This window comes from Streptomyces nojiriensis, assembly GCF_017639205.1.
GTDB classification, from domain to species: Bacteria; Actinomycetota; Actinomycetes; order Streptomycetales; family Streptomycetaceae; genus Streptomyces; species Streptomyces nojiriensis.
Genome location: NZ_CP071139.1, coordinates 1,490,514 through 1,510,381 on the forward strand (window position 1 = coordinate 1,490,514; position 19,868 = coordinate 1,510,381).

General features: G+C 74.7%; 18 protein-coding genes. 9 read left to right on the top strand and 9 right to left on the bottom strand.

Annotated features, from left to right (window positions below; translation table 11 throughout):
- The first annotated feature begins 30 nt into the window (after positions 1-30).
- On the top strand, positions 31-1,653 hold the full coding sequence (locus JYK04_RS07195; RefSeq protein ID WP_189734069.1) for a serine/threonine-protein kinase: 1,623 nt from the start codon (positions 31-33) through the stop codon (positions 1,651-1,653).
- Positions 1,650-2,273 (top strand): hypothetical protein, encoded by a 624-nt coding sequence (locus JYK04_RS07200; RefSeq protein WP_189734070.1) that lies wholly within the window; start codon positions 1,650-1,652, stop codon positions 2,271-2,273. Before JYK04_RS07195 ends, JYK04_RS07200 begins: the two co-directional genes overlap by 4 nt.
- On the opposite strand, the gene JYK04_RS07205 is transcribed toward JYK04_RS07200, so the two are convergent.
- The gene (locus tag JYK04_RS07205) at positions 2,251-2,595 is read right to left on the bottom strand and encodes a DUF6191 domain-containing protein (RefSeq protein ID WP_189734072.1); all 345 of its coding nucleotides are present in this window, start codon (positions 2,593-2,595) and stop codon (positions 2,251-2,253) included. The two genes, JYK04_RS07200 and JYK04_RS07205, sit on opposite strands and share 23 nt — an antisense overlap.
- 199 nt (positions 2,596-2,794) lie before the next feature.
- A complete protein-coding gene (locus JYK04_RS07210; RefSeq protein WP_189734074.1) occupies positions 2,795-4,084 on the bottom strand; it encodes an ATP-binding protein in 1,290 nt (429 codons plus the stop codon).
- A 159-nt stretch (positions 4,085-4,243) separates the two neighbouring features.
- Between JYK04_RS07210 and JYK04_RS07215 the strand changes: the two genes are divergently transcribed.
- Together JYK04_RS07215 and JYK04_RS07220 are read left to right on the top strand one after the other, a co-directional pair.
- Complete coding sequence (locus tag JYK04_RS07215) at positions 4,244-5,728, top strand: glycosyltransferase family 39 protein (RefSeq protein WP_189734076.1); 1,485 nt, start codon at positions 4,244-4,246, stop codon at positions 5,726-5,728.
- Positions 5,729-5,867: 139 nt separating this feature from the next.
- Entirely contained in the window at positions 5,868-6,638 is a 771-nt protein-coding gene (locus JYK04_RS07220) for a trypsin-like serine peptidase (RefSeq protein ID WP_189734078.1), read from the top strand.
- 197 nt (positions 6,639-6,835) lie between these two features.
- On the opposite strand, the gene JYK04_RS07225 is transcribed toward JYK04_RS07220, so the two are convergent.
- From JYK04_RS07225 to JYK04_RS07245, 5 genes are all read right to left on the bottom strand, one after another.
- Positions 6,836-8,035 (bottom strand): acyltransferase family protein, encoded by a 1,200-nt coding sequence (locus JYK04_RS07225; RefSeq protein ID WP_189734080.1) that lies wholly within the window; start codon positions 8,033-8,035, stop codon positions 6,836-6,838.
- 101 nt (positions 8,036-8,136) lie between these two features.
- Positions 8,137-8,619, bottom strand: coding sequence for an NUDIX hydrolase (locus JYK04_RS07230; RefSeq protein ID WP_189734082.1), 483 nt, complete (start codon positions 8,617-8,619; stop codon positions 8,137-8,139).
- A gap of 37 nt (positions 8,620-8,656) precedes the next feature.
- Positions 8,657-10,282 (bottom strand): apolipoprotein N-acyltransferase, encoded by a 1,626-nt coding sequence (gene lnt, locus JYK04_RS07235; RefSeq protein ID WP_189734084.1) that lies wholly within the window; start codon positions 10,280-10,282, stop codon positions 8,657-8,659.
- Positions 10,283-10,349: 67 nt separating this feature from the next.
- Entirely contained in the window at positions 10,350-10,865 is a 516-nt protein-coding gene (locus tag JYK04_RS07240) for a hypothetical protein (RefSeq protein WP_189734086.1), read from the bottom strand.
- 14 nt (positions 10,866-10,879) lie between these two features.
- Positions 10,880-11,998 (bottom strand): FAD-dependent oxidoreductase, encoded by a 1,119-nt coding sequence (locus tag JYK04_RS07245; protein ID WP_189734088.1) that lies wholly within the window; start codon positions 11,996-11,998, stop codon positions 10,880-10,882.
- Between the two features lie 88 nt (positions 11,999-12,086).
- Here JYK04_RS07245 and JYK04_RS07250 point away from each other — a divergent pair, with 88 nt between their 5' ends.
- On the top strand, positions 12,087-12,677 hold the full coding sequence (locus JYK04_RS07250; RefSeq protein ID WP_189734090.1) for a TetR/AcrR family transcriptional regulator: 591 nt from the start codon (positions 12,087-12,089) through the stop codon (positions 12,675-12,677).
- The gene (locus tag JYK04_RS07255; RefSeq protein ID WP_189734736.1) at positions 12,677-13,600 is read left to right on the top strand and encodes an ADP-ribosylglycohydrolase family protein; all 924 of its coding nucleotides are present in this window, start codon (positions 12,677-12,679) and stop codon (positions 13,598-13,600) included. Before JYK04_RS07250 ends, JYK04_RS07255 begins: the two co-directional genes overlap by 1 nt.
- On the opposite strand, the gene JYK04_RS07260 is transcribed toward JYK04_RS07255, so the two are convergent.
- Positions 13,570-15,180: an ATP-binding cassette domain-containing protein gene (locus tag JYK04_RS07260; protein ID WP_189734092.1), complete on the bottom strand. Its 1,611-nt coding sequence runs from the start codon at positions 15,178-15,180 to the stop codon at positions 13,570-13,572. The genes JYK04_RS07255 and JYK04_RS07260 overlap by 31 nt on opposite strands.
- Positions 15,181-15,475: 295 nt before the next feature.
- The gene (locus JYK04_RS07265) at positions 15,476-16,267 is read right to left on the bottom strand and encodes a glutamate racemase (RefSeq protein WP_189734095.1); all 792 of its coding nucleotides are present in this window, start codon (positions 16,265-16,267) and stop codon (positions 15,476-15,478) included.
- A gap of 794 nt (positions 16,268-17,061) precedes the next feature.
- On the opposite strand from JYK04_RS07265, the gene JYK04_RS07270 reads away from it, so the two are divergent.
- The 3 genes from JYK04_RS07270 (at position 17,062) to JYK04_RS07280 (ending at position 19,868) form a co-directional block, all read left to right on the top strand.
- The gene (locus JYK04_RS07270) at positions 17,062-18,240 is read left to right on the top strand and encodes a glycosyltransferase (protein ID WP_189734097.1); all 1,179 of its coding nucleotides are present in this window, start codon (positions 17,062-17,064) and stop codon (positions 18,238-18,240) included.
- 247 nt (positions 18,241-18,487) lie between these two features.
- Positions 18,488-18,997, top strand: a complete 510-nt coding sequence (locus JYK04_RS07275; protein ID WP_030713698.1) for a DUF6643 family protein — start codon at positions 18,488-18,490, stop codon at positions 18,995-18,997.
- Between the two features lie 46 nt (positions 18,998-19,043).
- Positions 19,044-19,868 (top strand): MOSC domain-containing protein, encoded by an 825-nt coding sequence (locus tag JYK04_RS07280; protein WP_189734099.1) that lies wholly within the window; start codon positions 19,044-19,046, stop codon positions 19,866-19,868.

The window sequence follows — 19,868 nt, forward strand, 5'->3', positions numbered from 1 at the left end:
GCGCCACACGGCAGGCAGGGGGCAGGAACGATGGACGACACGCGGGCGGCATGGTCGGTCCCCGGTTACACCGAGGTCCGTGAGCTGGGTTCGGGCGGCAGCGGCCGCGTGGTGCTCGCCGTCCACGACGGCACGGGCACCCCGGTCGCGGTGAAGTACCTCAGCGACCGGCTGCGCCGGGATCCGGCGTTCGTCGGGGAGTTCCGGGCCGAGGCCCGCCTCTTGGGCGGGCTGCAGACCCCGTACGTGGTCAGGCTGTACGAGTACGTGGAGGCGTCCGGCGGCGCGGCCATCGTCATGGAGCTGGTGGACGGCATCTCCCTGCGCGCGCTGCTGAAGCAGTCCGGGCGGGCCGACGCCGAGGCCGCGCTGGTGGTGCTCAAGGGGTCCCTGCTGGGGCTGGCCGCGGCGCACCGGGCGGGCGTCGTCCACCGGGACTACAAGCCGGAGAACGTGCTGGTCGCGCCGGACGGCTCGTCGAAGCTGGTGGACTTCGGGATCGCGGCGAACCGGGGCAGCACGCCCGGCGTGGCCGGAACCCCCGCCTACATGGCTCCCGAGCAGTGGCAGGGCCGGCCGGCCTCGCCCGCGGCCGACGTGTACGCGGCGACGGCGACCTTCTTCGAGTGCCTCACCGGCCGCAAGCCCTACGACGGGGAGAACTTCGCCGAACTCGCCGTCCAGCACATCGAGGCGCCGGTGCCGGAGACGGAAGCGCCCGAGCCCGTACGTCCGCTGATCCGGCGCGGCCTCGCGAAGGCGCCCGAGCAGCGGCCGGAGAACGCCGAGGCGTTCGTGGCCGAGCTGGAGGGCGTGGCGCTGGCGGCGTACGGGCCCGAGTGGGAGGAGCGCGGGCAGCGCAAGCTGGCGGCGCTGGCCGCCCTGCTGCCGCTGCTGTTCCCCTCGGCGGGCGGCGCCGCGGCCGGTACCACGGCGTTCGCCACGACCACGGTGCCCAGCGGTTCCGGCTGGGCTCCGGGGCGCCGCGGCTGGCTCGCGGCGGGCCTGGCGCTGGTACTGGGAACCGTACTGGTCCTGACGACGGACGCGATCGGCGCGGCCCCGGACGCGGCTTCGGCGGTGAGCGCCTTCGCCACGACGAGCGCGGCCCCGCCCGGGTCGGCCTCGCCGAGCGCGAGCGCGAGCCCGAGCGCGACGGACTCCGCCTCCCCTTCGCCCAGTCCGAGCCCCACGGCGTCCCCGAGCCCCTCGCCGTCGGCGTCCGGGTCGCCGTCGCCTTCTCCCTCGTGGTCGGCGAGCCCCACCCCGAAGCCGACGGTGAGCTGGTCGCCCACGCCGACCCCGACCCCGACGCCCACTCCGACGCTGAAGGTCACGGACGTCTCCGTCACGCTCAAGACCGGCGTCTACCGCGGAGACGCGGCCGTCTCGGTCACCTCCCAGGGCACCGGCTCGGTCACCGTGACGGTGGAGTGGTTCCTGGGCGGCGCGCAGGGCTCCTACTCCGTCGCCGACGGATCGGAACAGTTCGTGGTCCCGGCCGGCTCGACGGTCACCCAGGTCAGGTCCCACGCCTTCGCACGCGACCGCGGCTGCTACGGCGGGGTACGGGTCACCACCAAGCCCACCGCCGGGAACAAGTCCGCGTCGGCCTCGCAGTACCTGCTGCGCTGCCAGGAGGTGCCCCGATGAGCGGTTCCGGCGCCCCCGAGGGCGACGACTACAGCGCCACCGTCCTCGGCAGCCACTGGTTCAGCGGCCCCCCGGACACCACCAAGAGGATGGCTCCCGAGGAGGTGGCCCCCGACCGGGTCGAGGGCTCCGTGCTCCGGTTCGGGCCCGGGGTGACCGCGGCCATGCCCGCGCCGTTCCCCGTCGACGTCGGGGCGGCCGTCGCGCCGCCGCCCCGGCGGCGCCCGGCCGGGCTGCGGCGGTACGCCCTCGCGGCGCTCGTCCTGGCCGCGGTCCTCGCGTACCTGGGGTGGCAGCGGCTGGGGCCCGGCATCGAGGTCCGGGGCGTGGCCGTGAGCACCGATCCCAAGGGCCCGGCCTGTGACGCTGCGGCCGATGTGGTGGCCGTCGTGGCGACCAACGGGCGCCCGGGCACCCTCACCTACCGGTGGGTGCGCAGCGACGGCACCCGGTCCGAGCAGCTGACCGAGCGGGTACCGCGCGGGCAGCGGGAGGCCCGGCTGCACCTGCTGTGGACCTTCCGGGGCACGGGTAGCTACCCGGCGAGGGCGGAACTGCAGCTGGTGTCGCCCGGTCGGGGCACGGCCGCGGTGGACTTCACGTACCGCTGTTCCCCGTAGCGGACGCGGCCGCGGTGCAGGGCAGCCGGATGACGGCGAGCCCGCCGTCGAGGTCGACCCTGGTGCGCGGCGGGGCGCCGTCCTCCTCGTCGTCACGCATGACGAGGGCGCTCTGCCGCTCCTTGAGCTCGTTCTGCTTGCCCGGCGAGAAGCTGGCGTGCAGCTGCTCGAAGCCGGTGGCGGACACCTGCCCCTGACGGCCGTTCCACCGCCAGGGCAGCAGCCCGGCGCGGCCCGCGCGGAGCAGTGCCAGGTCGAGGAAGGCCACGGCGGTGAGCACCAGCGCCAGACCGGGAAGGGTCATGAAGATGACGAAGCCCATGCGGCGACGGTAGCCCAAGCCGGGCCGCGGCCGTTCGGCCGTTCGACCGAGGGGCCGGCCGAGGCAGGTCCGGCCGTTCGGGTCCGGCGGTCCGGCCGAAGCGCGGGAGGCCCGCGGCCACTTCGGGAGTGGCCGCGGGCCGTTTCGCATTCCGCCCCCGCCGCAACCGGGGGACGGACGTCAGGGGCTCCGACCGGGGTCAGAACCGGGCGTGCGCGGTGATGTCCGCCTCGAACTCGCCCGTCATCGCCGGGGTCACCGTCGGCCGGCACTGCCGGACCGCCGCCAGGTAGTCCCGCGTGGTCGCGCCCAGCTGCGCGGCCGCCGCGCCCCGTGCGCCCACCGCCTCCAGGTCCCGTTCGAAGGACACCTGCGCCGCGATCCGCGCCGCGTGCTCGATGTCGGCGGGCGTGAACAGCTCGGTGGCCGCCACCAGGGCGTCCACGTCGACGTCCGCGCGGCCCGCCGTGTAGCGGGACCAGATGGCGGCGCGCGCCCCGGCGTCCGGGGTGCCGATCGGGATCAGGTAGTCGAAGCGCCCGGGCCGCAGGAAGGCCGGGTCGAGGGACCGGATGGAGTTGGTGGCGCACACCAGCAGCCGCTCGTCGCCCTCCCGGAAGCCCGGTATCAGCTTCAGCAGCTCGTTCGTCACCCCGTGGATCCCGCCGGGCTGCGCGGGCTCGGTGCGCACCGGTGCGATCTCCTCGACCTCGTCGATGAAGACGAGTACGCGCTCGAGCTCGGCGATCCGGGCGAACGCGTCGCGCAGCGCGGCCGCCAGGTTGCCCTCGTCGGCGAGGCGGGAGGGCAGCAGTTCCACGAAGGGCCAGCCGAGCCGGGAGGCGATGGCCCGGGCGAAGGTGGTCTTGCCGGTGCCGGGCGGGCCGAAGAGGGTGATGGCGCGCGGCGGCCGCACCCCGTGCGAGGCGGCCCGCTCGGGCTCGGCGAGCGGCAGCACCACGCGCCGCTCGATGAGGTCCTTCTCCTTCTCCATGCCGGCGACCTTGGCCCACAGGTCGTTCGGCAGGAAGCGGCCGCCGAGGTCGTCGAGGAGGCCCGCGGCCGGTCCGTGCAGCGGCTCCGTCTTCTCGAAGTAGGCGACGGCCGGCTGCCGGGTGTACCCGGCGTTGAGGAGGCCCTCGCCGAGCATGTCCTCCTCGGGCAGGACGTAGGCGATGCGGCCGACGCGCGCGGCGATGAGCCGTCGCTCCAGTTCGACGAGCAGGGCGCTGGCCAGGCCCCGGCCCCGCCAGCCGGCGGCGATCGCGATGCGCATGACCCAGGCCCGTTCGCCGGTGACGCAGGCGAGCGCCGCGCCGATGGGGACGCCCTGGTGGACGGCGACCACACAGGGCTGGCGGTCGGTCAGCGCGCCGATGCACTCGGCGAGCGAGAAGACGGACTCCTGGCCGAGTTCGGCCGTGGTGTCGATCAGATGGACCACCGCTGCGAGATCGCTCTCGCGGTAGTCGTGGATGAGCCAGTTCACCGGGTACCGCCCCTCGTTCGTGCTCCTGCGGCGAGGCTAGGGCGGGCGGGCCGGACGATCACGCTCCGTGGTGCACAACACCCGGTCCGGAAACCGTCCGTGGCGTCCATAGACTGGTGCTTTCCGCCGACGCCCCGCACCGAGGATCAGCGCACCTTCATGCCTTCCGACATATCCGCCATATCTGAGTCCCGGAGTCGGCGCCTTCTGGTGTGGCTGGTCCCCCTGCTGTGGACCCTGGGGCTCGGTCTGTGGGGGCTCTCCCGGCAGGACAGCGTGTGGCGGGACGAGGCCGCGACCTGGCAGGTGGCCGGGCGGTCGCCGGGCGAGATATGGGCGATGCTCGGACACGTGGACGCCGTGCACGGTCTCTACTACCTGCTGATGCACTGCCTCTTCGAGGTGTTCGGGGCGAGTACGGCGACGCTGCGGCTGCCGTCGGTGCTGGCCGTCTCGGCCGCCGCGGCGTGCGTGGCGCTGATCGGGCGGCGCCTGGCCGGGTTCTGGGCGGGGCTCGGCGGCGGGCTGGCCCTCGGGCTGTTGCCGGCGGTCCAGTTCTACCTCCAGGAGGGCCGTCCGTACGCGCTGGTCGCGGCGGGGGCCGGGCTCGCGACGCTGCTGCTGGTCTCGCTCCTGGAGCGCCGGCCCGGGCGGCGGACCTGGCCGCGCTGGGCGGCGTACGGGATCACGGTGCTGGTGTGCGCCCTGCTGAACTGGCTGTCCCTGCTGGTCCTGCCCGCGCACGCGGCGACCCTGGGGTGGGTGCGGGCCGGGCGGGGGGCGTGGCTGCGCTGGGCGGTGTACGCCTCGGGCGCGGTGGCGGGGGCGCTGCCGCTGATCCTGTTCAGCCGCGACCAGTCCGACCAGGTGTCCTGGATACCGCCGCTGACCTGGCACATGCTGATCGGGCCGGGGATCCTCCTGGCGATCGGCGGGCTGGGCGCGTGGGCGGACCGGTCGGGCCGGTCGGGCCGTCCGGACTGCAAGGCGCTCTCGGTGGCGGCGGTCGGCCTGCCGCTGCTGGCGGTGCCGCAGCTCGGGCTGATCGGGCTGTCCCTGGTGCAGCCGCTGTTCCAGGACCGGTACGTGCTGTTCAGCATGGTGGGGCTGGCGCTGCTGATCGGCGCCGCCCTGGGCACCGCCGTAGGGGCTTGCGCGCCCCGCTTCCCGAGGGCGGCGGATCTGCTGGTGCCGGGCGTGGCCGGGCTGTCGGTGCTGGCCCTGCTGCCGGTGGAACTGGACAAGCGGGCCCCGGCCAGCCGGATCGACGACGTGCTCGCCGTGGCCGCCGAGGTGGCCGGGCTGAAGCGGGACGGGGACGCGGTGCTGTTCGTCCCGGCCGCGCGACGGGACACGGCGCTGGTCTCCCCCGGCGCCTTCGGGGGCCTGGCCGATGTGGCGCTGGCCGCGTCGCCGGCCGCGTCGGCCACCCTGAAGGGCGAGGAGGCGGACCCCGCGCGGATCCGGGCGGCGCTGCTCGGGCAGCGGCGGGTGCTGCTGGTGACGGACGCGGAGAAGGTGGCGAAGCCGCCGTCGGCGGAGCGGGACCAGGCCAAGGCGGCGGTCCTGCGGGAGCACTTCGCGGTGGTGGCGGACCGGCAGGTGCGGGGGCGCCGGGTGACGGTGTACGAGCGGCGCGGATAGCCGCCGATCGCCTGCCGAGATCCGACATAGCGGGTCCTGTCAGGCATGCCCCGAGCTTCACACGGCCTTCACGGAATTCACAGGAGATTCATACGGAACACCGTCCTCCGGACATAGGTTCGGCGGGCAGGGTGGAAAAATGATCCACTCCACGCTCCCTCGACCGGCCCGGCGCACCCGTGCGCGGCGGGCGTCCCGGATCCTGCTCGCGCTGTCCGCGATGGCCGCGCTGATCGGTGTGGACCTGCCCGACGCCGCCGCCGGACCGCCGCTCGGCGTGACCGCGTGGGCGCTGCCCGGCGCCACCGCCGACCGGGTGGGCGCGCTCTTCGGGGGCGGCCAGGACCGCGGGCACCACTGCACCGCCGCCGTGGTGCACAGCGAGGAGGGCGACGTGATCGCCACCGCCGCGCACTGCCTGGAGACCCCCTCCACCACCGTCTTCGCGCCGGGCTACCGCGACGGCAAGGCCCCGTACGGATTCTGGAAGATCACCGCCGCGTACATCGCACCGGGCTGGACGGACGGCCAGGACCCGGACGACGACGTGGCCTTCGCGACGGTGGCGCCGGTGGACGGCGGTCGGACCGGAGCGGTGGAGGACCTCGTGGGCGGTTTCCCGGTGGCCGCCGAGCAGCCGGACGACGCCAGGGTGACGATCATCGGCTACCCGCGGACCCTGGAGGCGCCGGTGCGCTGCGCGAACACCACCGACCTGCTGTCCGCGACCCAGCGCCGGATCGGCTGCCCGGACCTCACCGGCGGCACCAGCGGCAGCCCCTGGCTGGTGAAGGGGGCACTGGCCGGGGTGCTCGGCGGCTACGAGGGCGGCGGGAGCGTCCCGGAGATCTCGTACAGCGCGGTCCTGGGCGACCATGCGCTGGCGCTGTACCGGGAGGCCCGGGCCTGAGGCCCCTCAGGCCCTGAGGCCGACCCGGACACGGTCTAGGGGGTGTCTTGCCGATCAGGCCGGGCTCGCGGCGCCCGGCACCGCGCCTCGCCGCGTTGTCCTCGGTCGGCGACGCTCCGCGTCGCCTCCCTCGTCCGCCTTGCGATCCACGGCACCGACCACCGCTCCCTGATCCGCCCTGATCGACAAGACACCCCCTAGCGGCCGGCCGGGATGCGTTCGGCGTCGGGTGCCGAGGGCTGGGCGGGCAGCCGGCCGACCGACGGGCCGCGCGGGGTGGCCGACCGGATGTCCTGCACCCCGCGGCGCAGGCGGTCGCGCAGCAGCCGGCCGAGCGGGCGTTCCACGAGCCGGTGGATGAGCCAGGCGAGCAGCAGCATCGCGGAGGTCACGCCGATGACCAGGGGGACGGGTGCCACGTCGCGGCGGAAGTGATGGATGAAGGTCAGCCCGGCCATCATGTGGATCAGGTAGAGCGGGTACGTGAGCGCTCCGGCGTGCGGGAGCCAGCGCCACCGGACGCCGTCGAGGGCGCCGAGCGCTATGGCCGCCATGAGGGCGAAGCCCAGCACGATGACCAGATGGGCGGGCCAGGCGGGCGTCCGCTCGGTGGCGGCCCGGCCCAGATTGGTGATCATGCGGGTGTGCACGTAGTGCTGCGCGAGCAGGAACTGGACGCCGACGATCGCCCACACGATGGCGTTCGGCCCGAACCGGCGCATCAGGTAGAAGCCGATGCCGGCGATGAAGTACGGGGACGAGGACGAGACCGCGAAGAAGGAGAGCACACCGTTGTCGGCGGTGGGTGCCACGACGCCGGCCAGGGTCCAGGCCGCACAGAACAGGACGCAGTTGCGGTAGGTCAGGCCGCGCATGACCACGATCGCGAACAGGACGTAGAACTTGAGCTCGACGAAGAGGGTCCAGTAGGCGTCGTCGATGTTCGGGACGCCGAGGCCGGTCTGGAGCATCGACAGGTTCACCAGGACGTCGCTGAACGCCTTGACCTGCCTGACCTCGGACCAGGAGTACAGCACGAGGGCGGTGAAGGCGACGGCCGCCCAGTAGGCGGGGAAGAGCCGGGAGACCCGGGACACCGCGAAGTCGCCCACCGTGCGGCCCCAGGCGCTCATGCAGATGACGAACCCGCTGACGAGGAAGAAGATCTCGACGCCGAGCCAGCCGTAGACCGCGAACGGGTGGGCGGTCGGGAAGATGTCCGCGGGTGCTTTCCCCCAGGCGCTCTCGAGGGCGAAGTAGTGGTAGAAGAGCACACCGAGCGCGGCGAGGACCCGCACCCCGTCGAGGACCGCCAGGCGCCCGCCGGGGACCGCTCCGGCCGACGCGCGGCCATGGCCGCCCGCCTCCGATTCTCCGGCTGAACCGCGCGAGATCATCCCTCGACCGCCTCCTCGAATGTACGACTGTCCGATAACCGCCTTGGATCAGCGGAACCCTACAGCGCACGTCCGCGCAGCTCACATCGCCGGTCCGGGAGCTACGTGAGAGCCGCCGGGGCCTCGAACCAGGTCGGCTCGTCGCGCAGGGCCCGGTGGATCCGGTCCAGGCCGAAGGGGTCCAGCGGCGGCAGCGCGTCCACCGCGAACCAGGCCACTTCGAGGGACTCGTGGTCGTTGGCCCGCGCCTCGCCGCCCGTCGCGCGGCAGCGGAAGGTGATGTCCTGGAACTGGCAGATGTCGCCGTTGGGGTAGGTCATCGGCTCCGTCATCTGGACGAGGACCACGCGCTCGACGACGCAGCGCACCGCCGTCTCCTCGTACACCTCGCGCACGGCGGTCTCGGCGGGCTGCTCCCCCGGCTCGGCGATCCCGCCGACCACCGCCCACTGCCCGGTGTCGGAGCGCCGGCCGAGCAGCACCCGGCCCAGGTCGTCGAAGACGATGGCCGTGACTCCGGGCAGCAGGAGCAGCTGGTGCCCGGCGGCGGCGCGGATCCGGCGGATGAAATCGGGTGTGGTCATGCCCCGACCCTACGAGGCCGCCGGACCGGATCCGGCCTCAGGCGGCGCGGCGCGAGCGGATCCGGCGGTTCAGGAGCCACCCGAAGCCGCCCGCGGCCAGCAGGAGCAGGGCGTACTCCGGCAGCGGACCGACGACCGTGGCCGGGGTGCGGCCGGAGCGCAGCGGGACCTCGGCGACCAGCGCGTCCGCGGTGAACATCTCGGTCTGCGAGACGATCTTCCCGTCGGGGCGGATGACGGCGCTGACCCCGCTGGTGACGGGGACGAGGACCGTGCGGCTGTGCTCGACGGCGCGGATCCGGTCCATGGCCAGCTGCTGGTAGGTCATCTGGGTCCGGCCGAAGGTGGCGTTGTTGCTCGGTACGGCGATCACCTGGGCGCCGGCCCGGACGGTGGAGCGCACGGCGTCGTCGAAGGCGGCCTCGAAGCAGGTGACCATGCCGACGCGGCTGCCGGCCATGTCGAAGACGCCGGGGTCCTTGCCGGGACCGAAGTCGCGGCGCACCCGGTCCACGTCGGAGCTGAAGAGGCGGACGACGGAGCGCATCGGGATGCGCTCGCCGAAGGGCTGGATCTTGCGCTTGTCGTAGGTCGCGGTGGGGCCCTTGACCGGGTCCCAAAGGATCATCGTGTTGCGCAGCGGGCCCGTCTCCGGGGCCACCACGGCGCCGATGGCGACGGGTACGCCGATGGCCTTGACGGCCTGGTCGATGACGGCGTGGGCGTCGGGCTCGGCGTACGGGTCGAGGTCGGAGGAGTTCTCCGGCCAGACGACGAGGTCGGGCTTCGGTGCGCGGCCGGCCCTGACGTCCTCGGCGAGCTGCACGGTGCGCTTGACGTGGTTGTCGAGGACGGCCCGGCGCTGGGAGTTGAAGTCGAGGCCGAGGCGGGGCACGTTGCCCTGGACGACGGCGACCACGGCGGTGCCGTCCTCGGCCGCGTCGGAGACCAGCGGGCGGGCGGCGAGGCCCGCGCCGATCGGGGCGGCGACGGTCAGCGCGGTCAGCGCGGCGGCGGTGCGGCCGGGGTGGCGGCGGGCGGTCCGCAGGACCTCGTAGAGGCCGAATCCGCAGAGGGCGACGCCGAAGGAGAGCAGTGGCGTGCCGCCGAGGGCGGCGAGCGGGGTGAAGACGCCGTCGGCCTGTCCGAAGGCGAGCTTGCCCCAGGGGAAGCCGCCGAAGGGGGCCCGGGCCCGCAGGGCCTCGCCCGCGACCCAGACGGCGGCGGCGAACAGCGGCCAGGCCGGGAGCCGGCTGACCAGGGCGATGCCGAGGCCGGTGAGGCCGATGAAGAGGGCTTCGAGGGTGGTCAGTGCCAGCCAGGGCACCGGGCCGACCTCCTCACCGGTCCAGACGAGGAGCGGCAGCAGGTAGCCGAGCCCGGCGAGGAGTCCGAGGCCGAAGCCGGCCCGGGCGCGGCGGCCGTGGAGGCAGCCGGCGAGCAGGGCGAGGGCGAAGGGGGCCAGCCACCACAGCGGGCGGGGCGGGAAGCTGAGGTAGAGCAGCACGCCCGAGAGGGCTGCGAGCAGGGCACGCAGCAGCCAAAGCCCCTTCCGGTTCGCGGCGGACCGGTCGGTCGCGGGGGACGCGGCCACGTCGGCCCGCGGCCCGTCGGCGGACTGCGAGGGCTCGTTCCCGGTCGTGCGGGTGACACTGCTGCTCATCTGGCGGAGTGTACGTCCCCGCACCTCGCGGACGGGTGAGCGCCCGTCCGCGCTCCGCAGGACACCCCTACCGGGCGAGGGCGCGCAGGTGGGTGCGGATGACGCGGACGGCGTTCTCGGCGTCGTCGACGGTGACGGTGAACCGCTTGCCGTCGCCGAGGACGAGCGCCAGGCCCTCGCCGCGCCGGACGATGATCGCGGTGCCCTTCTCCGGGCGCCAGCGGTGACCCCAGCCTCCCCATTGCTGCGGGGTGATGCTGGGGACGAACTCGGCGGAGGCGATCTCCGCGAGCCGGATCCTGCGGCGGGGCACCCCTATGTGGCCGCAGCGCACCTCCAGGGCCTCGGCGTCGACGGTGACGGCGACGTGTACGAAGGCCAGGGTGCCGTAGAGGATGAGCAGCCCGACGGCGAGGCAGCCGATCACGGACATGAGCAGCGGGATGATGCCGGCGGTCCAGGCGTAGTCGACGGCGAGCTCGACACCGAGCGCCAGACAGGCCGCACCGACGGCGGCGAGCAGCCACTGCACACGGTTGGAGGCGCGGCCCGCCCAGAGCGGACCCGGAGGGTGACCCGTCATGAGTAGCAGCGTACTCACGTTCCGCTTGCCCGCCACCGTCTCTCGCCCACTCGGTGCAGCGCGGCTCCCGCACGGCGGACGAGCGCGTCGCGCAGGGCGCGGTGGGGGCCGGTGATGAAGCGGTGCAGGTTCCGGGAGGCGAAGGCGACGCGCTGGGCGCTGCGGCGGCGCTCGGCGTCGTACGCGCGCAGGGCGCGGGTCAGCCCGGCCGGTCCGGCCGGTCCGGCCGCGGCGACGGCGCGGGTCAGGGCCTCTGCGTCGAGGAGGGCGGTGCAGGCGCCCTGGCCGAGGTTGGGCGTCATGGCGTGGGCGGCGTCGCCGACGAGGGCGATCCGGCCGTCGGCGACGAAGCTGGGGAGCGCGGGATACAGGTGCCGCATCTCGTACCGGATCCAGGTCGCGGGATCGGTCTCGGCCAGTACGCGCGGGACGGGGTCGTGCCAGCCGGCGAACGCCTCCCGTACCTCCTGGGCGGTGGTGGCCCCGGGGACGGCGGCGTACCAGTTGGTGCGGCCGGCCTCGACGGGGGTCATGCCGAAGAAGCGGCCCGCGCCCCAGGTCTCGCCGTACACGCCGGTCTCGAATCCGGCGATGCCGATCCAGGCGGCCGTGCCGGCCGGGCGCGGACCGGCGGTCCGGCCGAAGTGCGCCGTACGCACCGCGCTGTTGATGCCGTCGGCGCCGACGACCAGGTCGGCGGCGAGTGCGGCCGGATCGGTGAGGTGCCGGCCGTACGCGATCGGCTCGCCGCCGAGCCGGTCGAGCGCGGCGAGCAGCGCGTCGATGAGGTGGGGCCGGGATACGAGCAGTTCGGGGCGGCCCGCACGGCGCTCGATCCGTTCGAGCGGGAGGGCGGCCAGCACCTGCCCGTCAGGGCGCCGGATCCGGGCTCCCTGGTACGGGACCGCCCGGGCCCGCACCGCGTCGCCGAGGCCGAGCCGGTCGAGCGCGGCCTGGGCGGTGGGGTGGATGCCGAAGGCGGTTCCGTAGCGTTCGAGCGCGGTGCGCCGTTCCAGGACGGTCACCTCCCAGCCCGCACGGTGCAGGCCGACGGCGGTGGCGAGTCCGCCGACCCCCGCGCCGACGACCACGGCCGTGCCCGCTCCCTGCCCCTGCCCGCTGGTTTCACCCATGGCCTGCCCCTTCGCCGCACGGTCGACAGCAACCACCACAGCCGTGGTACTACATCTGTGGTACCACGGCTGTGGTTAAGGTGGCAACGTGAATCAGGACCGGAGGGACCGGCTGCGGGACGCGGCCATCGCCGTACTGGCGCAGGAGGGCGGGCGCGGGCTGACGCACCGGGCCGTCGACGCGGCCGCCGCCGTGCCGACGGGCACCGCCAAGAACTACTTCCCGACCCGGGACGCGCTGCTGCGGGCCGCGGCCGAACGCTGCGCGGAGCGGTACCGGGTGCTGGCGCAGGCCTTGGCGGGGGCCGGACCGGGGCCCGCCGACGCGGCGCAGCTCGCGGCCCTGCTCGCGGGGCTGCTGCGCGACGTGGCCGGGCCCGGCCGTACCCGCGTGCTGGCGTACCTGGAGCTCCAGGCCGAGGCGGCGCGCCGGCCCTGGCTGGCGGCCCTGCTGGACCCGGTCGCGGCGGCGGACTTCACGACGCACGCGTACCTGCTGCGCGCGGCCGGGCTGCCGGCCGAGCCGGCGCGGGCCCGCGCGCTGACCCTCGCCCTGCACGGCGCGATCCCCCACCTGCTGACCGGCGCCCCGGCCACCCTGGCGGCGGCCGGCCTGGACGACCTGGACCGCTTCACGCGCGAACTGCTGGCATCCGTATGCGAGGAGGAGGACCGGTGATCACCCGACTGGACCGGGCCGTGGGAGCCGTCATCGGCTCGGCGGCGGGAGATGCCCTGGGCGCGCCGTACGAGTTCGGGGCGGCGGGGGAATTGACGGCGCGCGGCGCGGAGATGGCCGGGGGCGGCGGCTGGGACCCCGGCGAGGCCACGGACGACACGCAGATGGCCGTCCTGGTCGCGGAATCGCTGATGGAGTGCGGAGGTCTCGAACTCCCGGACATCTTCAGACGGTTCCAGCGCTGGGCGGCCGGGGAGCCCAAGGACATCGGGCTGCAGACCGAGGACGTGCTGACCAACGGCGAGTCCTGGGAGCTCGCCGCGGCCCTGCACTTCCAGATCAACGCACGGGCGGCGGGCAACGGTTCCCTGATGCGGGCCGCCACCTCTGCTGTCTACTTCGCCCCCGCCGGGCGGGAGGGGACCATGGAGGCGGCCCGGCGGATCGCGGCCCTGACGCACGGCGACCGGGCCGCCTGGGAGGGGACCGCGATCCTGCACGAGCTCGTCCGCGTCGCCCTCGAAGGGGCCGATCCGCTGGCCGCCCTCCCCGCGACGCTCGCCGCGGTGCATCCGGCCCACCGCGACCGGTACGGTCGCGTGCTCGCCCCCGACTGGCATCCGGCGCTGGCCACCGAGTTCAACGGGGCGGTGTGGCCCTGTCTGGGTTCGGCCGTGTGGGCGCTGCGGACCACCACCGGCTTCGCCGAGGCGGTACGGGCCGCCGTGGACCTGGGCGGGGACACCGACACGGTGGCCGCGGTGACGGGGGCCCTGGCCGGGGCCCGGTACGGCCAGGGGGCGGTACCGGAGCACTGGACGGCGGCGCTGCACGTGCCGCTGCCCGGGTTCGGGGACCGGGTCCTGGACGCGGACGACCTGCGCACGCTGGCTCAGCGGCTCGCGGCGGCCGGCTCCCGCTGAAGCTCCAGGCGCCGCCCCCGGAAGGCCGCGCGCAGCCGCCGGTCGTGTGTGACCAGGACCAGGGTGCCGCCGAAGTGGGCGAGGGCCGCCTCCAGTTCCTCCACCACGGCCGGGGCCAGGTGGTTCGTGGGCTCGTCCAGCAGCAGCAGGTCCAGGGGGCGCTCCACCAGCCGGGCCAGCTCCAGCTTGCGGCGCTGACCGGCCGAGAGGGCGCGCACGGGCCGTGTGAGGTCGTCCGGGGCGAGCAGTCCGTGAACCGCCACGCGGTCGGCGCACTCCTGGCCGAACACCTCGACTACGGAACGCGGTTCACGCTGCCAGGGGTCGTCCTGCCGGAGCAGTCCGACCCGCGGAGGCCTCCGCACGGTGCCCCGCGCGGGCTCCAGTCGACCCGCGAGCAGGTGCAACAGGGTCGATTTCCCGGCACCGTTGGGCCCGGTCACCAGGAGCCGCTCCCCCGGCGGCAGTGTGAGCGAGACGGGCGCGAGCCGACCCGGCAGGGTCGCTCCGGAGATCTCCACCACTCCCGCCGAGCCCTCGGTGAACCGGCCGGTGAAGACCAGCGGGCGCGGGGGCGGCGCGACCGGGCGCTCGGTCAGCCGGTGCAGCCGTTCGCGGGCGGCCCGGATGCGGCTCGCGGCGCCGTGGGTCCGGGACCGGGCACGGAAGGCACCGGCTCCGCTGAAGCCGCGCGGCAGCTTCCGCGGGATCGCGGCGAACCGCCCGATGTTGGTGTCGGCGAGCCGCTCGGCGTCCCGCACCTCCTCGCGCCACTGCTCGTACTCCCGCTCCCGGCGGGCCCGTTCGGCGGCGCGGGACGTGAGGTAGCCCGCGTAGCCGTTGCCGTAGCGGCGTACCGTCCGGCCGTCCTGGTCCACTTCGAGGACGGTGGTCGTGACGCGGTCGAGGAAGAGCCGGTCGTGGGTGACGGCGACGACGGTGCCGCGGTGGGCGAGCAGATGGTCCTCCAGCCAGGCGACCGCCTCGTCGTCGAGGTCGTTGGTGGGTTCGTCGAGCAGCAGCAGTTCCGGCTCGGCGGCGAGGGTCGCCGCGAGCGCGAGCCGGGAGCGCTGGCCGCCGGACAGGGTGCCGAGCGGGCGGTCCGGGTCCAGCTCGGCGCGTTCGCCGAGGCGGTGCAGGGTGGCGGCGACGCGCCGTTCGGCATCGCGGCCGCCGCGCGCCTCGTAGGCGGCCAGGAGGTCTCCGTACGCGACGAGTTCCTCGGGGCCGGCCCGGTGGAGCAGGGATTCCGCGGCGCGGATCCGGCGCTCCAGGGCACGCAGGTCCGCGAGGGCGAGGTCGACGGCATCGCCGACGCGGGCGGTCGGCGGGAGGTCGAGGGTCTGCGCGAGGTGCCCGAGTCCGCCGGGGGCGGTGACGGCGACCTCTCCGTGGTCGGGGCGCTCCCGTCCGGCGAGGAGTCGGAGCAGGGTGGACTTGCCGGAGCCGTTGCCGCCGACGACGCCGACCCGCTCGCCGGGCCGGACCGTACAGCTGACGCGGTCCAGGACGACGCGGGTGTCGTAGCTCTTGGTGACCTCGGACAGGACGATCTGGGTGGTGGCGAGTGGAGCACGCAAGGGCGATCCCCCTTCGGAGCGATGAGAGACGAACCGTTCCGTCTCGTTACGCGGGCAACCGTAGAGCAGGTCCGGATCACATGCAAGACGATTCGTCTCGCGGGGGGGGGATCGGGCGCTAGGGGATGTCTTGCCGATCAGGCCGGATCAGGGAGCGGCGGCCGGTGCGGTGCCGGGATCGCAAGGCGGTCGGGGGAGGCGACGCGGAGCGTCCGCCGACCGAGGACAACGCGGCGAGGCGCGACGCCAGGGCCCGCGAGCCCGACCTGATCGGCAAGGCACCCTTAGGGCTCCGTCAGCCGACGGGTGCGCCCTGGCCCGCGAGCAGCCTGCCTTCGGCGTACGTGAGCGCGGCGGCGGGCAGGCTCCCCTCGCGCCCGCTGCGCAGCACGACCAGTCCGCCCGTGCGCGGCAGGTCGGGCGCGGGCCGCAGGCCCAGGCGGCGCAGCGCCTGGATCGCGACGGGCTCGGCGGAACCGTGGTAGACCAGCTCCGCCCCCTGGGTCCGCGCGGCGAGCGCGGCCCGGATGGGGCTCTCGACCAGCTCGTAGTGCGTGCAGCCGAGCACCACGTCGGTGACGTCGGCCGGGGTCAGCGCGGCGGCCGCGGCGACGGCGGCGGTCACGGCGGCGTCGTCGGCCGCCTCCACCGCGTCGGCGAGCCCGGGGCAGGGCACCTCGGTGACCCGGGCCCCGGTGGCGAAGTCACGGATCAGCCCACGCTGATAGGCGCTGCCGGTGGTGGCGGGAGTGGCCCAGATCGCCACCCGGCCGCCGGCGGCCGCGGCGGGCTTGATCGCCGGCACGGTCCCGATGACCGGGATGGCCGGCTCCAGCTCCGCCCGCACGGCGTCCAGGGCGTGCACGGTCGCGGTGTTGCAGGCGACGATCAGCGCGTCCGGGCGGTGCGCGGCGGCGGCCCGGGCGACGGCGAGTGCCCGCTCGGCGAGGTCGGCGGGGGTCCGCGGACCCCAGGGCATCCCGTCGGGGTCGGAGGACACGACCAGGTCCGCGTCCGGCCGCAGCCGGCACACCGCCGCGGCCGCCGCGAGGAGGCCGATTCCGGAGTCCATGAGCGCGATCTTCACCCGGCCACCTTAGTCGACCCCCGCCCCGGCGCAGCCCCCAACCCGGACACGACCGACCCCCACCCGGACGGCTGCCGCCCCGGGCCGGGACACCGTCGGCCGGGAGCCGCAAGGCCACCGCACCCGGGACGGGGAAGCCGCCGCACCCGAGGCATCGCGACGCACGCCACCCCGGCCGGGGCCCGACGCGCGAGCACGGCCCGGCCCTCACACCCCGGCGGCGGGCCGGCCCGCCGAGGCCCGACAGGCCGCCGCACCCGGGGTGCGGGGATGCACACCACCCCGGCCGGGACCCCGCCGCACACAATGCCGCGAGGCGACCGCCCGGCCTGGGCCGTCTCTTCCGGATCTTGCCGGGCCCGCGACGCCCGGCACCGCACCTGGCCGCGTTGTCGGGGCGCCCGAGTACGTCCAGTACACGGCGGGCCCCTCCGCCTTGCCAGGCTTCCCCTCGGCCCTGACGGGCCTGGGGAGGCCCCATGGCACCGGACGCCGCGGGCTCGGCCGACAAGATCCGAAAGAGACGGCCCAGCGGACGAGGGGCGCGGCGCGGAGCGTCGCCCACCGAGGACAACCCGGGGTCCCCGGACGGAGCCTGGGGGATGAGGCGCGGTGCCAGGGCCCGCGAGACCGGCATGATCGGCAAGACGCCCCCTCAGGGGGCGCCACCCCGGGACGGCGGGTGCGTGACGCGGCGGCCGGGGGCGAGCGACCGCCACCCCCCGGCGGGAGGCCGCCGCACCCGGGGGCGCGGGGTGCGGGACACGGTCGCCGGGGCCCGGCACACTGCCGACATGGGCCTCCTCACCGCCGCCTGCGCGGCCTACGCCTCCCTCGCCGCCTGGCTCTGGCTCACCCTCGCCCAGGGCATGTTCTGGCGGACCGACGTCCGCCTCCCGCCGCGCACGGCCCCCTCCCACTGGCCGTCCGTCGCGATCGTCGTCCCGGCCCGGGACGAGGCCGAGGTGCTGCCGCGGAGCCTGCCCTCGCTGATCGCCCAGGACTATCCCGGCGAAGCCGAGGTGATCCTCGTCGACGACGGCAGCACCGACGGCACCGGCGAGCTCGCGCACCGGCTCGCCCGCGAGCACCCCGGGCTCCCCCTCACCGTCACCTCCCCCGGCGACCCCGCACCCGGCTGGACCGGCAAGCTCTGGGCCCTGCGGCACGGCATCGGGACCGCCCGCACCGCGCACGCCACCGAGCCCGATTTCCTCCTCCTCACCGACGCCGACATCGCACACGAACCCGACAGTCTGCGCGAATTGGTCGCCGCCGCCACCTCCGCGGACCTCGACCTCGTCTCCCAGATGGCCCGCCTGCGGGTGGTCGGCCTGTGGGAACGTCTCGTCGTACCGGCCTTCGTGTACTTCTTCGCCCAGCTCTATCCCTTCCGGCGGATCAACCGGCCCTCCGCCCGGACTGCGGCGGCCGCCGGCGGCTGCGTACTGCTGCGCACCACGGCCGCCGTGCGGGCCGGGATCCCCGACTCCATCCGCCAGGCGGTCATCGACGACGTGTCCCTCGCCCGCGCGGTGCACCGCTCCGGCGGCCGGATCTGGCTGGGACTCGCGGAGCGGGTGGACAGCGTGCGCCCGTACCCCGCGCTCGCGGACCTGTGGCGGATGGTCTCGCGCAGCGCCTACGCCCAACTGCGCCACCAGCCCCTCCTGCTGGCCGGGACGGTGGCCGGGCTGGTGCTCGTCTACCTCGTGCCCCCGGCCGCCCTGCTGACGGGCCTCGCAGCCGGGCGGCCGGCCATCGCCTGGGCGGGCGGTCTGGCGTGGCTGCTGATGGCGGGCACCTACCTGCCGATGCTCCGGTACTACCGCCAGCCGGCCGCGCTCGCCGCGCTGCTTCCGTTCACCGCGCTGCTGTACCTCCTGATGACCGTCGACTCGGCCGTGCAGCACTACCGGGGCCGCGGGGCAGCCTGGAAGGGCCGTACCTATCCCCGTCCCAGTGACGCCTGAAACGGCGAACTGCCCCCCGAAAGCTGCGTCATCCGAGGTCACTGCGTTGTGACGCTGCGTCAGCACGAAGTCGGTGCAACACCCGACCGGTGAGTACGAGTACCAACAAGATGGGACGCAAGTGGCGAATCGTGCACGTGAACGTCAAGTGAAAGGTGAGGCCCTGACCTGCGAATATGCAGGTCAGCGCGGGGTTGACGCCACCTCGCTATGGACCCGGTGAAGTCGTGGGCTTAACTTAGGTCCCATGACCTCCCCCCGCTCCACTTATGGCGGCGGTTACTACTCCGCGCCCTCCTTCCCGGACACCCCCATCTACGACTCCCTCGTCGCCGAACGCGGCACTCCGCAGATCGCCCCGATCCGCGTCCCGGCCGCTTACGAGTCCCCGAGCGCCGGATACTCGAGCGGCGGGTACCTGCCGGCCCTCGCGTCGTCGATGCCCGCACTGCCGCCGGCCCAGCCCCAGCAGCAACAGACCTCGGGGTACGGATACCCGTACCAGCAGCAGTCGGCCCCGCAGCCGATGCCGCTGCAGCAGGCGCCGGCCCCGTACATCCCGCAGCAGCAGCCGATGGCGGCCCGCGGCGGATACATGCCGCAGCCCCAGCCGCAGCAGCCCCGCCCGGTCGCCATGGCCACCGGGTACGAGGCGATGCGCCCGGCCGCGCCGCGTCCGATGCAGGTGCCCGCACCGGTGCCGGCCGCCTCGTACGAGGATCCGTACGGCCGCCCCTACCAGGGGCGCGGCTACTGACGGGGCGCTGAGACGCGGGCGGCGCAGGGGCTGGCAGGATGCCCCCATGTCGAACATGCACGTACAGGCGCTCCACATCCATCCCGTCAAATCGGTAGCGGGGACCGCTCCCGACGAGGTGGCCGTGGAGCCCTGGGGTCTGTCCGGGGACCGACGCTGGGCGCTGATCGATCCCGAGGGCGCGGTCATCACCCAGCGCCGCCATCCACGCCTCGCCCTCGCCGCGGCCCGTCCCGCGGGCGGCGGCCGGATCGCCGTGACGGCGCCGGGCATGGCGGAGCTGTTCGTGGAGGTGCCCGAGCCGGGTCCGCTGGAGCCCGCGGTGCTGTTCGGGAAGAAGGTCGAGACCGTGGTCGCGGCGACCACCGCGGCCGACTGGTTCAGCGCGTACCTCGGGGAGTCGGTACGGCTGGTGCACATGGATGATCCGGCGGTACGCCGCCCCGTGGATCCGGACTACGCCCTGCCGGGCGAGATGGTCAGCCTCGCCGACGGCTATCCGCTGCTGATCACCACGCTCGCCTCGCTGGACGCGCTCAACTCGCTGATCGCCCAGGGGGACCATCCTGAGGAGGGCCCCCTGCCGATGAACCGTTTCCGCCCCAATGTGGTGGTTTCCGGGGCCGAGGCGTGGGCGGAGGACGGCTGGCTCCGCATCGCGATCGGTGATGCCGTCTTCCGCGGTGTGCGCGAATGCGGCCGGTGCGTCGTCACCACCACCGACCAGCGGACGGCGGAGCGGGGCAAGGAGCCGCTGAAGACCCTGGGCAGGCACCGGCGGATCGGCCGGTCGCTCGCGTTCGGACGGCAATTGGTGCCGGTGCGGCTCGGTACGGTGCGCGTGGGCGACGAGGTCCGAGTCCTCGCATGA